Origin of the sequence: Psychrobium sp. MM17-31 (assembly GCF_022347785.1) — a bacterium.
Lineage (GTDB): Bacteria > Pseudomonadota > Gammaproteobacteria > Enterobacterales > Psychrobiaceae > Psychrobium.
Genome location: NZ_JAKRGA010000001.1, coordinates 153,731 through 167,318 on the forward strand (window position 1 = coordinate 153,731; position 13,588 = coordinate 167,318).

Here is a 13,588-nt window from a genome sequence, read left to right on the forward strand (position 1 = left end):
TTATGCTTAAGACTACGCCTACACTACTTGCCGTCACTATCGGCTTATTAGTAGCCCAGCCTTCACTGGCAGAGACCGAACTACAAAAAACCACCGTCAAGGGCGACAAAGCCAACAAAGTTGCAACGCAAAAGAAGACTATCACAGCAAAAGATATCGACAAAGAAATGCAAGGGGATATCTATGATGCAGCCCGCTACATGGCTGGCGTTGAAGTTGCTAATACCGGTAATCGCTTTGGCGCCAACGGTTTTAACATTCGCGGTATGGAAGGCGATGCTGTTGCTATTACTGTCGATGGTTTGTCGCAAGGTGAGAGCTTAGATCCACCGAACTTTAGTCGCTATGGGATGTTTAGTTCAACCCGCAATGGCGTTGATCCTGAAGCAATGAAAACGATTACCATCGTTAAAGGCGCTAATTCCGTTACAGCAGGTAGCGGCGCGTTAGGCGGCGCTGTCATGTATGTCACTAAAGATGCAAAAGACTTCTTAAATGATGACGCAGATGCCTTTGGTGGTAACGTAAAAATTGGCTATGACGGTCGTAGCAAAGAACAATTAGCCAGTGTTAGTCTTGCAAAACGATTCGGTGATTTTGAAGCATTAGCTATTTTAACTTCGCGTGAAGGAAACGAATATCAAGCGCACTCTGACGGCGCCGACATCACAGGTAATGCTCGAGGCATCACTGATCCTTTAGATAAATCACAAACCAATGTCTTAGTAAAACTCAACTACCAACTCAACGAAGCCATGAACATTGGACTGGTTTTCGAAGACTACAACAAGAATGACCAAGGCCAATCACTATCACGTGAATCTGCTAGTTACAGCAACTTCAGATTCGACGACGACTCTGAGCGTCAACGTTTTGGTGTAGTATTTAATTGGCAAGCCAACAATGCACTATTTGATGATTTAGACATTAAATTTAACAACCAAGAAGTTTTCACCAGTGGTGTCACTATCTTTGATTACACTAGTCAAGGTAACAGCTATCTGCGTACAGAAGATCGTAACTACAAACAAGACATGACCAATGTTACCTTTGACTTTGGCAAGATTATCGCCAATGGCGATATCACTCATAATCTAGTGTACGGTTTAGCGCATACCTCTTCAGAAGTTGTTAATAGCCTACAAGATATTCGCTATAACGGCCTAACGAAAGATAGCGGGCTACGCGACGGCTACCCTATTATCGATCCATCTTGGGTACCTAAAACTGATTCAACCACCACGACACTTTATTTACGTGACACCATCGATGTTAGCGAACAGCTAGCCCTTAAAGCTGGAGTGCGTTGGGATAAAACCAAGTACGAGCCAACAGTCGATGATACCTTTACCGACACAACTGGTAATGCAGTTAGTGATAGTGATTTCGACTCAGCAACAGTGCAGCTTGGCGCTCAGTACCAATTTAACCAACACCATGGCATCGACGCGAGCATAAGCACAGGCTACAAAGCGCCAACTACGCAGCAGTTATATTTAAACACCAATGGCACAGGTCAATTTAGCGATGTTGCCCGCGTTGTTGATCCAACAACAGGTAGTGTGAGCTATGCGCCAAGTGGCCGTACTGAAACCGATTTAGACTCAGTAACCAATCCAAACCTTGAAGCAGAAAAAGGATTAAACCTTGAGCTAACTTACCGCTTCACCAGTGAAAAATTCGACTTAGCTGTCACAGCATTTAGTTCAAAATACGACAATTTAATCATCGATGAAGTCCAAAGCAACACCTTTGACACGCCGCTAACAACGGCAAGTTTCAACTGGTTTATTCCAAGCTGTAACGCCCCTGTTCGCACAGATGCATGTTACACAGTAAGCTCTGTTACTGGCGATACCTGGACGAAGCCAGTTAATGGCGGCGAAATTTCTGTCTCAGGTTTTGAAGTAGACGCCCGCTGGCACATCAGCCGTCAATTGGACATGCGCTTTAGCTATGCCCATACAGACGGCGAATACGATAACGGTGATAATAAAGGTGACAAACTAGAAAGTATTACACCAGATACCGCTATTGTTGGACTTGATTACCTAGCGGATAACCAGCAATGGGGCCTAGGTGCAATGGCGCGCTTTATCGCGAAAAAAGATAAAGAAGATAGCTATCAAGCAACCTTCTATTCAGACAGCGCTACTGTGGTTGATTTAACGGCATTTTACAATATTACCGATGACCTGACGGTGCGTGGTGGTATTTACAATGCCTTTGACGAAAACTACAGCTTGTGGAACGCGGTGCGTAATGTACGTCCAGGAAGTGGCGGCTTCTTCGGCGGCGTTGATTACGACGAAGACACTGGTGTGAGCCAAGGTATTGCCCGCTACTCACAACCGGGCCGCGAGTTTGTTGTTAACTTGAACTACCGCTTCTAAATAACAACCGCAAACAAAAAAGGGGGTTAGAACATTGTTCTAACCCCCTTTTCTCTTATGCTTTGCACTGTATTTCACCTAAGTTCAGATTACTTAGAGAAAAAATAACGTGCTGAGAACTGTAACTGGTGCTCTTTCAGCTTCCTAGGCTCATTTGCATACCAACGCGAAGGCCGATAGCTATCAATCCCATTGTACTCAGCGCCTAAAAACCAACCTTTAGTCAGGCGATACTGGTAACTCAACGTTAGCGCAACACCGTGTTCATCATTGTTATCGCCAACGGTTGAATCATTATCTTCAATCCCAAAACTCTCAACCCTTGTGGTCAAGCGATGCTTGGCAATTCGTTTAGAAAGCGCAATATAGGCACTGTGATAATCATTATTTACCGCATCTTGACGAGTAGGATGCTGCATTAACGTATCACCATAAAGGGCTTGAGCACTCAACTGCAATGTTTTATCAAAGTTCCATACACCACCGACATGAGCAAAGCGAGTTCGCCAGGCATATTGCCCATTCTCGACGATGTAAGGACGGCCTCGGTTGTTATAAAAACCTGCCGCTATACGCCCTTTCTTGGCGCGTTTTATTTCAACATTAAGGTGATAACCGATACGATTGTCGATTTCTTTAAAAGGATCGCTCTTTTGTGCTTGTCCTGCAATCTCACCACCTGGTTGATGAGCCAAGAATGGCGCAATCTCCCGCGATTCAGTCCATAAGGTTTGCTGATTACCAATAGTCCAACCGTGCCACGCCAAGAGCGCGCCTGTAGGGTCGTTATTGGTAAAAGCAGTTAACGACACCGTTGTGTCATAAACGCTGTCGTTAAATTTCCCTAATCGGGTTAGGGAAAATTCACTGCCAAGTACCCTAACCTCTTCGCCAATCCACGTATTAATGGTTGAAGAATTTAGTGTATTGATACTTGCCCAGCCAATAGCGTTGTTTTCTAACGAAATTTTTGGGTAAAAAATGCCTGTGCGATTCTGCCAACGATAGCCATTTTCACTTGGTAAAGACCGATATTTTAAATAGGCCTCAGTTAATCCAAGATTTTGCTCAAATTCATTGGCATAGCTATTACCAATAACATGAAGACTAATATTATTGTCCCACTCAATACCTAGCTCAAGCGCGGCTTGAGCTAACGATAGCTGGCTACCATCGTCTAAGCCCAACTTTCCATAGCCACCTGCGGCATAACTGGTGACGGAATCGACAAAGCTGGCTCTAACATCTACTACTCCTTTAATGTGCGTTTGCGCGCCCATTGCAGTGCTAGAAACCAAAATACTGCATAGTCCCAACCGTTTACTTATTTTCAAATTTTATCCTATTAACCTGTTACTTAAAGTCCTAAGTTGTGTTCTCTTTCTTATTTTAACCAAGGGGTTAATTTGTTACTCAGCTAGGTCTGTATCCTTGTTTCAGCGCTAGAAACTAAGATTCTGCACAGTCCTCAACCGTTTACTTCTTTTCAATTTTTATCTTATTAACCTTTTGCCGAAATTTCTAAGTTATATTCTTTCTCTTCTTTTAACCAAGGGGTTAACTTTTCACTCGGCTGTGGTCTGCTAATGTAATATCCCTGCGCGAGTTCACAGCCGTGTTTAGCTAACCAATGTAAGGAATATTCATCTTCAATACCCTCAGCAACCACACTTAATCCCATGTTGTGGGCTAATTCAATGGTTGAGCGAACGATGATTTGATCGTCTTCATCACTTTCCAGTTTTTGCACAAAGGACTTATCGATTTTTAATTCATTAACCGGTAATTGCTTAAGCTGTGCCAGCGAAGAATAACCTGTGCCGTAATCATCAATGGAGATTTTAAAGCCATCTTCTTTAAAACGGCGCAATAACGCGATGGCGGCTTCTGGATTATCCACTACAGCACTTTCGGTCACCTCTAGCGTGACGTAATTATTAGGCACTTGATATTGTGTTACGCTGTCACGCACAAAGGCTTCAAAGCCGATGTCTTTTAAGTTTTCTGCAGAGATATTGACCGCGATATTGATATCGATACCCTGCTCTTTCCAAGTGTTATATTGTTTAAGCGCGGTGACAAATACCCATTGCGTTAGCGCATTAATTTGTCCTGTTTGCTCGGCAATGTGGATAAAACTATCCGGTGGCACCATACCCAATTTCGGATGTTGCCAGCGCACCAAGGCCTCAACATGCGTGACAATACCTGTTTTTAAATTAAGTTTTGGCTGGTAATGCAGTTCAAGTTGGTCGTCACTAATGGCGTATTTTAAATCATTAATTAAATTCAAACGTTCAGCGCTATTTACGTCTAACCCACTGTGGTAAACCTGAATAGTCTGGTTGTGTTTACGGGCAAAATTAAGCGCCGTATCTGACATTTGCAAAATACTCTTGCCATCACCACAATGCTGTGGGAATTTAGCGATACCGAGTTTAATTTGAATTTGCAAAGACATACTCTTGAGATCGAAACTTCCTTCAAACAAATCGAGTAACCGAGTGACCATCTCATCAATGTCGATACCTTCAGACTCTTCGATGATTAAAATAAACTCATCGGCGCCCAAATGGCCTAAGAAACAACAGTTTTTAATCTCGACTAGTCGCTTGGCCGCTTCGCGAATCAAACGATCGCCAACTTCATGACCTAGCGACTCATTAACATCTTTAATACGACTTAAATTAAGGTGATAAACAGTAAACGGTGAGTCTTTAGCGACCAGTGCTTCAACCATTTGTACTGCAGCTAGTCGGTTAGGTAATTCCGTTAGCGGATTGTGATTAGCGCGATGTAAAATAGCTTCCTCACGAGAAAGCACCGCGCTTTGCATCGCGTTGAATTCTTCCGCCAACTGACCTAGTTCACTCTTGTCATTTAATTCGACTTTTTCATCATAATGACCGCGCGCAACCACTTTAGCCTGTTTAACTAATCGCTTAATTGGTTTAGTAATTGATAATGCGATGGCATAGGCCCCAGCTAGCGACAACAAGAGTGCAATCAGCGTCAATGCCAGTAATTGGCCCCATTTGTCTTGCAATACGGAGACAAAATCATCCCGAAAACCATAAAGCGCTAAACCAAACTGCTGCATGCCGTCAGAATTAATAATATGGCCGATGCCTATGTATCCTTCTGGAGTCTTGCCATTTACAACATCTAATGCAAATTTTAGTGAACTTTCTGGATTAGAGCTGGCAACTAAACGCCATTGATTATCGTATTTGTAAACAAAATCTGTCTCAAGATGCGTCAATTTAAGCGTGTTTTGTGCCATGGTTTCGTCTATTTCAAATCCGAAACCAACCCAACCAAGGGTTTGCGAACCAACAGTAATCGGCGACAGACTCAATTGATATAACTGGCTACCGATTTCGTACAGATGAACACTAGAGTCACTCCCCAGCCATTCGTTGTAGCGAAACATTTGGTCAAGCTCTTTGCCACGAACCACCCGAACATCATTGTCATCAGTGTATTTAAGTTGCAATTGAGCAGTAATGTTTCCCGGCTTAGAAATAGCCATCGCCAGATCAGCATCGATTCGCTTGCGATGGTTATTAAGTGCAGCAAGCAAGCTACGTTGGTCATCACTGAAAACGGCTTTGATCCCATAATCCTTAGCAACCGTTTCTGCGAACGCCGCTAAATATTGGCTGCGTGAATTATATTGCTCTGTGAACAAGGTTTTTGCCGTGTTCAAGCGGTTGGTAATTTCACGCGATTCCTGATTCTGTTTACCAGCGAACAACGTAGATAACGCGATCGCTTGAACAAAAAGTAGCAATAAAACAAAAAACAGGAATATTCTATTTTGCAAACTGTGCATAATTTGCGGTTACCTTAATAATCCGATAAAAAATCAAAGTCGTCTTCATTGACTTGGTTTGGTAACTCAGCCATTGGCTTAGTCAGCTTGATAGTAACATTGGACGTGTTATCGAATGTTACTAATTTTGCGATTCTGTTGTCTTGCTCAAGAATTTGCGGATGCCAAACGACAATGTTGTAATCGCCTTTGTGTTTTAGCTCAAACATCGCTCGTCCTTGCGTATTGGTTTTATCAAAATATGGCGTTTCGACGATTAATAAATGTCCACTCATCCAATCGTGAATATTACAACCCATAGTTACCACACCAGCATGTTTTAAATCGCTTTTAAGACGCTGCTGTCCGGCGCTGATTTTAAATTCAAATTTATTGTCACCAACAGGTGAATATATGTGGTGGGTTATATCATCATCGTTTTTAAAATTCACGCTGGCACCTTTTTGCATCACAGCAACATAGGGAGCAAATGCTTTGTCTTCTTGCGTTACTTCCACGACATCGGTACGAGCTTTAAGTGAAAGAGATGATGGTGGCTCGATGTAAACCACGACATCATTTAATGGCTTACCTGCGCTGTTATGAACAGTCACAGTAAAATTATTGGCAAGGGCGGTTAGTGAGCAAAAGCTCAAGCTACAAATCGCTAAAAGACGGTTAATCCTCAAAGGAATACTCTCTCTATCATAATTATCGTCATAGTCGACCCACGATATTAGCAAAATATTTCGTCTAAACGCTATTTAGAAGTCGTAATTTTTGTCATAAAACGAAATAGTCTTCGCAAACCTTTATCAGTATTAGCTTTCAAAGGATTGGTACTTTATTATTATTTTCAACAAAAGAGAAATTATAAGCGGGAATTTAAGAGTGGCTTGATAAGAATTTAAATAAAAATGAAAAAGAGTGGCCATAGCCACTCTTTTTAAAATGTTGGTCTAGAACGTACCTCTAAATACAACACTCACTTGACGAGGAGCACCGAGCTCATGACGAATATCACGTCGCCCTTCTCCCCAAGGAGCAGAAGCAATATATTCTTCATCTAATAAGTTTTTAGCATTTAAGAAAACACCGTAGTTGTCCCATTCATAACCCACACGAAGATTAACTAAGGTTCGAGCATCATTGTATGGATCGTAGAATCTCGATGTCGGTGAAGTACCTGACGCATCAGGGTCAACAACATCTGGCGACTCATCTGCATAGTTTACATTTAGGTTAGCAAAAATCCCATTGCTGCCAGTGTAGGTAACACCAGCATTACTAGTCCACTCAGGAGCGCGGGCAAAACGGCGACCGCTTAAATCGCGAACAATTTCACCGTTTTGTGAAGGAATACGCTTTTCAAACTCTGTGAATTCAGTCTTAGCAAGCCCCACTGAAAAATTAAACTCCCACTCATCACTAAGTTGATAGAATGATTCTATTTCCAATCCTTTCACTTCAGATTTACCCGCATTTTGGATTTCAGCATCAAAGCTGTTTGCAGACAGTTGGACGTTAACCTGTTGATCTTCCCAGTCGACAAAGAATGCATTGGCATTAACCATAAGATCACCGTCTAAGAATAGTGAACGCAATGACCATTCGTAGTTTGTTGTAAATTCAGGATCGTACTTATAGGCTTGGCCGCGAATCGCGTTAAGACCAGCACCGCCTGAGCGATAGCCGCGTTTAATTTCAATACTTGAACTAACATCATCATTAATATGATAGTTAACACCGATTTTCGGTACAATTTCGCTAAACGTCTCTTCAACTGGCATAGTCGCTTGGTTTGCAGCAGTTAGTTGCCCCAATAGGCGTTCATTGATTCCACCAATTAACAAATTCAATGGCGCAGGATAGTTCGCTGGGTTAGGCATATCGTCGCCGTTCATCAATACATAGTTATTGCTATTGGCGCTCTCATTAGTCTCGCGGTCCCATCGAATCCCAGCAAACACTTCCAGCTCATCGCTCACATTGTAGGTAAAGTCTGCAAACACAGCCTTGGTGGCAACGTCTTCAGAGAACGTACTACGCTGCTCTAGTTGAACGGGGTCGAAGGCTGCGTATTGTGCTAAAACAAGGTTAGCAGTTGCTTCATCTAATCCAAAACCTGCTTGAAGTACGCCTGCATTTACCCCCAAAGACGCAAGAGTAAAGCGATTCGAACCTGTATTACTTGCTGGCATCTCGCGGTCAAAGTAATAAGCACCAACAATACCACTGAAATTATCGTACTCAAATATCAAACGAAACTCTTGTGATAAGGTCTTGGCTACTTCCTGATAAGATCGAGTCCCGTGATTTACTGGACCATTATCGTTATCGTAATTACTCCAATAAGCCTTGTCTTCGGCATGGGTGGTTAAAGACTTGAACGTCAGCTTATCGCTAATTTCATAATTAATATCTAAATTCGTGATACGGGTATCGTAGTTTAATTCTTGAGGCGCATCATTGGTTACAATACGGTGCTTATATGGATCTACGCCCTCGTCTGGCACGTTAACACCGTTTGTTCCTTTACTCGTAGTCGCCTTGGTGTAACTAAGCATCGCAGAAAACTCAGGTAGCGATTGTGGTGTATACAACAACTTCAAACGATAGAGTTCATCATCGCGAAAATCTGAGTCTTCTTGACGAGTCACATTAAAATTGTAACCATCAAAGGATTTTTTCTCACCGCTAAATCTAAATGCTAATTCATCTTCAACCAGGCTCCCGCCAACTGCAACAGCACCTTCTCGTTGACCATTTTCACCTAGCTCTAAACGGTATTTACCGCCAAATTCGTGAGTAGGCTTGGCCGATGTCATAATTACCGCACCAGCTAACGAACTGCGCCCTTGCAGAGTAGACTGTGGACCACGAAGAATTTCAACCTGTTCGATATCCCACGTCGAGAAACCATTTGCTAGCATACGACGCGGCATAGGTGCATTGTCAATATACACACTCGCCAAAGGACTACTTCCCGCACCAGAAACAACGAATGCATCGATACCACGAATATTCAATCCACGTGGTGTTGAGTGTACGTTTGCTGCTTCAAGCAGAGTCTCACCTAAGTCACCGAGTTCTAATTGCTCCATTCTGTCACTGCTAAATACAGCAATACTCGCTGGTGTTTCTTGCAAAGTACGCGTGATTTTTTGACCAGTAACGATAATTTTTTCGTAGTCTGTTTTCTTCGCGCTATCTGGTGACTCAGCTGCATAAGCATTGCCTGTAAGACCCGCTATTACTGCGAGAGACAGAAGTGACTTTTGAGGCGACAAACCGCTTTTCATGATGTGTTAGTTCCTTGTTAATTTCAAAACGCACGCATCATAACGCAAATGATAATAATTTACACTTATATAATTAACATTTTTAATATTTATTATGCATTTAAGATACAAAGGTAAAGCTATGTAAATTGAGTGAAATCTAAGATCGGCTTACGCCAGAGAAATTTAAACGCTAAAAAGCAAAAAGCCCGTTTAATCAATGATTAAACGGGCTTTTCTAAATAAATGGCGGAGAGATAGGGATTTGAACCCTAGAGGGGCTATTAACCCCTGCCGGTTTTCAAGACCGGTGCATTCGACCACTCTGCCATCTCTCCGCAGCTGGTGATGCGCATATTAGTGAGGTTTGATTATCTTGTAAAGCCTAAATTTAAAATAAAATTCCGACTGAGCAACAAACGATCACCTTGCGCACTTTTAATACGTGTTAGCGCCTTTTAACATCATAAACGCCTTCAACATTATTAAGCTTACCCAACAAACGAGTTAATACTTCCTGATCGGCAACTTCAACAGTCAAGCCAATGTAAGCCGTTTGCGTAGTTTCATCCGTCTTGGTATTCATACCCAGCATATTCACTTTGTCGTTAGCGATAATCGCCGTAATATCTCGCACTAATCCAGTGCGATCGTTGGCGTACAGCATTAAATCAAGTGAATAGCCACTGCTGGAATCGCTGCCCCAGTGAACTTCGACATTGCGCTCAGGATGGCGCGATAATAGCTCTTTGAGTTGTTCACAATCACGGCGATGTACTGAAATGCCCTTACCTTGTGAGATAAAGCCATCAATATCATCACCAGGAATTGGCTGACAACACTTGGCCATATGCGTTAGTAAGTTACCAACACCTTCAACCACCACTTCGCTTTTCTTTTTATTACTTGAAAGCGTCGTTGTTTTTAACTTAGCAATTGGCTCATCGGTGACTTTCTTAAAATGAAGTTGTAAAAAGTTAACTAATGAGTTTATGCGAACATCACCGCAGCCCACTGCGACAATTAAATCGTCAAGGGTATTGAAGTTGTATTTACGCACCGCCACTTGCGCATCACTTAATTTTAAATCTAAGCGTGCGAGCTCTTCTTCTAAAATCTCTTTACCCGCCACCGCGTTTTTATCGCGATCTTGCTGTTTAAAGAAATGTTGGATCTTCGAGCGAGAGCGTGACGAGAACACATAACCTAAACGCGGATTGAGCCAATCGCGTTTTGGGTTAGGCTCTTTTGCCGTCAGTACTTCGACTTGCTGACCAGTTTCAAGCTTGGTGGTAAATGGCACAATGCGGCCATTAACCTTGGCGCCAATACAGCGATGACCTACTTGCGAGTGAATATAATAAGCAAAATCTAACGGCGTACAGCCATTAGGCATATCGACAACATCACCATTTGGCGTGTAAACGTAGATGCGATCGTCAAATACCTGCTCGCGAATATCATCAGCAAGGCTACCACTGTCTTTAACATCGTCTTGCCATGCGAGAATTTTGCGCAGCCATTCGATTTTACCTTCAAAACTGCTGTCTTTCGTTGCACCGACGCCTTCTTTGTAGCGCCAGTGAGCAGCGACGCCCATCTCGGCATCTTCATGCATTTGTTCAGTACGGATCTGCACTTCAATCGTGCGACCTTGCGGTCCTAAAACGATTGAGTGTATTGACTGATAACCGTTGGGCTTTGGATTGGCGACATAATCAGAAAACTCACTTGGCACGTGATGCCATAGCGAATGCAAAATACCAAGCGCCGCGTAACAATCTTGCAGTTTGTCTACCACAACCCGAATGGCACGCACATCAAACAATTTGTCGAAGGACAAACTCTTTTGATCCATCTTCTTCCAAATAGAATAGATATGTTTAGGACGGCCATAGACCTTAGCCGTTAGCCCCTCTTTTTTAAGACCGCTACTCAATTCACCCACGAAGTCTTCGATATAGCCTTCCCGCTCAAGGCGCTTTTCATCCAATAACTTAGCTATTTGTTTATAGGTTTGTGGGTGTAAATAACGAAAGGAAATATCTTCCAGCTCCCATTTAAGCTGGCCTATTCCTAATCTATTGGCGAGCGGCGCATAAATATCGGCGATTTCACGCGCGGCAAGGACGCGTGTTTCTTCGTCTTCATTCTTAATTTCACGTAGGTAGGCGACCCGCTCAGCGAGTTTAATAACAACGGCGCGAACATCTGCTACCATTGCCATAAGCATGCGGCGTAGGTTATCAATTTGATTACTAGAGAGTTGACGACCTTGACCATGCAAGGTCTTAATCGCCGCCATTTCGGAGACATTGCTAAGTAAGGTATAAACTTTTGACGACGTTAACTCGCCAATTTTCTCTTCATCGAGTAAATCCAGTTCAAACCATGGATAAACCAAAGCAGCCTTTAAGGTGTCGAGATCCATATGCATATTTTGCAGGATCTCGGCCATTTCACGCGCTTTAATAATCAGCGCTGGATTTTCACACTCGAGCGCCAAACTCTCCATCGTTTGATATAGCGCTTGAAAATGTTTTACTTGCTGCTTTTCAAGACCAAATTTCGTTACCCACAGTTCTAAATCAAAATCACCTGCGAGATGGCCTTCTCTTACCGCTACCATGACAATACCTTGTACAAAAAAAATGGTAAAAATAGGTGATTGATGCTAACAAGCAATCGGCCATTCGCCAAGTAAAACTGACTCTTTATCGCAATAAACCTTTTTTGGGGCGCTTTGGCTTAGTCTTTGATTTTACGAATAATGCCATCGACTCGACGTGACTTGTCTGGGGAAACATATCAAGTGCACAAATCTTAGCCACTTGATAGCCCTGCGCGATAATTTCTTTACTGTCACGCTCAAGCGACGCAGCATCACAAGCCACATAAACTATTTTACTTGGCTGAAGTTGACTGAGCTGGCGACAAATATCTAACGCACCATCGCGCGCAGGATCCAAAAGAATCTTATCAACCTTTTTACGCAGCTTAGTGCCAAACCATTGTTGTTCAATTAAAGGTTGCGCCAAATTACAATGATAAAACTGCGCATTGTTAATTTTTGCCTTAGACGCATTAGCGCTAGCTTGCTCAGCCATTTCTTTAACGCCTTCAACGCCAATCACCGTTTGCGCTTTTTCAGCAAGTGCCAAGCTAAAGTTCCCTACCCCACAAAAGAGATCGAGCACAGTATCAGTATCTTTTACATCAAGCCATTGCACCGCCTTTGACACCATTTGTTGGTTCACTTCATCGTTAACTTGAATAAAGTTACCCGGCGTAAAACCCAGCGCGTGCTTATCAAGCGCGTAAGTCAAATTTGGTAACGTAAAACCCGGCAACGGATGAATTTGAGCGTTATTAGACTCAAGAAGCACTGTCAGTTGCTGTGTTTCAGCAAATGCAGTCAAAGCGTCAATATCGCTAGTACAGAGCTTGCTCGTCACACGAAACAGAGCGACATTGTGTTGTGCTGTTGCAATCACTTCGACGTGACCAATCGACTCACGCCCGTCGAGCTTATCAATCAAGTCATACAGAGGCGAAAAAATTTTATCAAAGGGCTTTGCAAATACATCACAGCGCTCAATATTAACGATATCGCTGCTACCTTGTTGCCTAAATCCAACACGAAGCTGTTTGTTCTTTTCAACGTGAACACTGATTCGACCGCGGCGTCTATAATGCCATGGTGCTGAAGTGACCGCGTCTTGCCAATGCTCTGACTTAGCAACTTTTGCAAAGCGTTTTTCTAATCCTTCAATTTTAGCCGCCAATTGCTGCTGCACTGCTAAGTGCTGAGTTTGACAGCCGCCACACTCATCATAATGCGGACAACAGGGTGAAATGCGTTGCTCGCTAGCCTCAATAACTTCAATTAATGAGGCTTTGGAGTATTTCTTTTGCTCATTAACAACCTGTATTGCAACGCGCTCTTGCGGCAGCGCACCAGGTACAAAAACAACTTTATTGTCGATGTGAGTGACACCGCATAATGATTGATCTAACGATTCAATGACGACTTGCTGCTGCTTGCCAGTTTTTCTGATCTTTTTTGCAGCGCTATAAAAATTTGCCATGGAGATTCACTT

Annotated in this window: 7 protein-coding genes and 1 tRNA gene; 1 reads left to right on the top strand and 7 read right to left on the bottom strand. The window is 42.9% G+C overall.

The features are described from left to right. The first annotated feature begins 2 nt into the window (after window positions 1–2). On the top strand, window positions 3–2,393 hold the full coding sequence (locus MHM98_RS00595; RefSeq protein ID WP_239437057.1) for a TonB-dependent hemoglobin/transferrin/lactoferrin family receptor: 2,391 nt from the start codon (window positions 3–5) through the stop codon (window positions 2,391–2,393). A gap of 89 nt (window positions 2,394–2,482) precedes the next feature. On the opposite strand, the gene MHM98_RS00600 is transcribed toward MHM98_RS00595, so the two are convergent. From MHM98_RS00600 to rlmD, 7 genes are all read right to left on the bottom strand, one after another. Next, window positions 2,483–3,727, bottom strand: a complete 1,245-nt coding sequence (locus MHM98_RS00600) for a hypothetical protein (RefSeq protein WP_239437058.1) — start codon at window positions 3,725–3,727, stop codon at window positions 2,483–2,485. 167 nt (window positions 3,728–3,894) lie between these two features. Next, on the bottom strand, window positions 3,895–6,228 hold the full coding sequence (locus MHM98_RS00605; RefSeq protein WP_239437060.1) for an EAL domain-containing protein: 2,334 nt from the start codon (window positions 6,226–6,228) through the stop codon (window positions 3,895–3,897). A 14-nt stretch (window positions 6,229–6,242) separates the two neighbouring features. Beyond that, window positions 6,243–6,863, bottom strand: coding sequence for a hypothetical protein (locus MHM98_RS00610; protein WP_239437061.1), 621 nt, complete (start codon window positions 6,861–6,863; stop codon window positions 6,243–6,245). A gap of 303 nt (window positions 6,864–7,166) precedes the next feature. Continuing rightward, on the bottom strand, window positions 7,167–9,509 hold the full coding sequence (locus MHM98_RS00615) for a TonB-dependent receptor (RefSeq protein ID WP_239437062.1): 2,343 nt from the start codon (window positions 9,507–9,509) through the stop codon (window positions 7,167–7,169). Window positions 9,510–9,735: 226 nt separating this feature from the next. Then, window positions 9,736–9,826, bottom strand: a tRNA-Ser gene (locus MHM98_RS00620). A gap of 110 nt (window positions 9,827–9,936) precedes the next feature. Continuing rightward, window positions 9,937–12,117 (bottom strand): GTP diphosphokinase, encoded by a 2,181-nt coding sequence (gene relA, locus MHM98_RS00625; protein ID WP_239437063.1) that lies wholly within the window; start codon window positions 12,115–12,117, stop codon window positions 9,937–9,939. A gap of 85 nt (window positions 12,118–12,202) precedes the next feature. Next, window positions 12,203–13,576 carry a 23S rRNA (uracil(1939)-C(5))-methyltransferase RlmD gene (gene rlmD, locus MHM98_RS00630; protein WP_239437069.1) on the bottom strand — a complete coding sequence of 458 codons (1,374 nt, stop codon included), beginning with the start codon at window positions 13,574–13,576 and terminating at the stop codon, window positions 12,203–12,205. Between the last annotated feature and the right edge of the window lie 12 nt (window positions 13,577–13,588).

Coding starts and splice junctions, on each gene's coding strand:
- MHM98_RS00595 (WP_239437057.1), top strand. CDS start 3: ATGCTTAAGACTACGCCTACACTACTTGCCGTCACTATCGGCTTATTA.
- MHM98_RS00605 (WP_239437060.1), bottom strand. CDS start 6,228: ATGCACAGTTTGCAAAATAGAATATTCCTGTTTTTTGTTTTATTGCTA.
- MHM98_RS00615 (WP_239437062.1), bottom strand. CDS start 9,509: ATGAAAAGCGGTTTGTCGCCTCAAAAGTCACTTCTGTCTCTCGCAGTA.
- relA (WP_239437063.1), bottom strand. CDS start 12,117: ATGGTAGCGGTAAGAGAAGGCCATCTCGCAGGTGATTTTGATTTAGAA.
- rlmD (WP_239437069.1), bottom strand. CDS start 13,576: ATGGCAAATTTTTATAGCGCTGCAAAAAAGATCAGAAAAACTGGCAAG.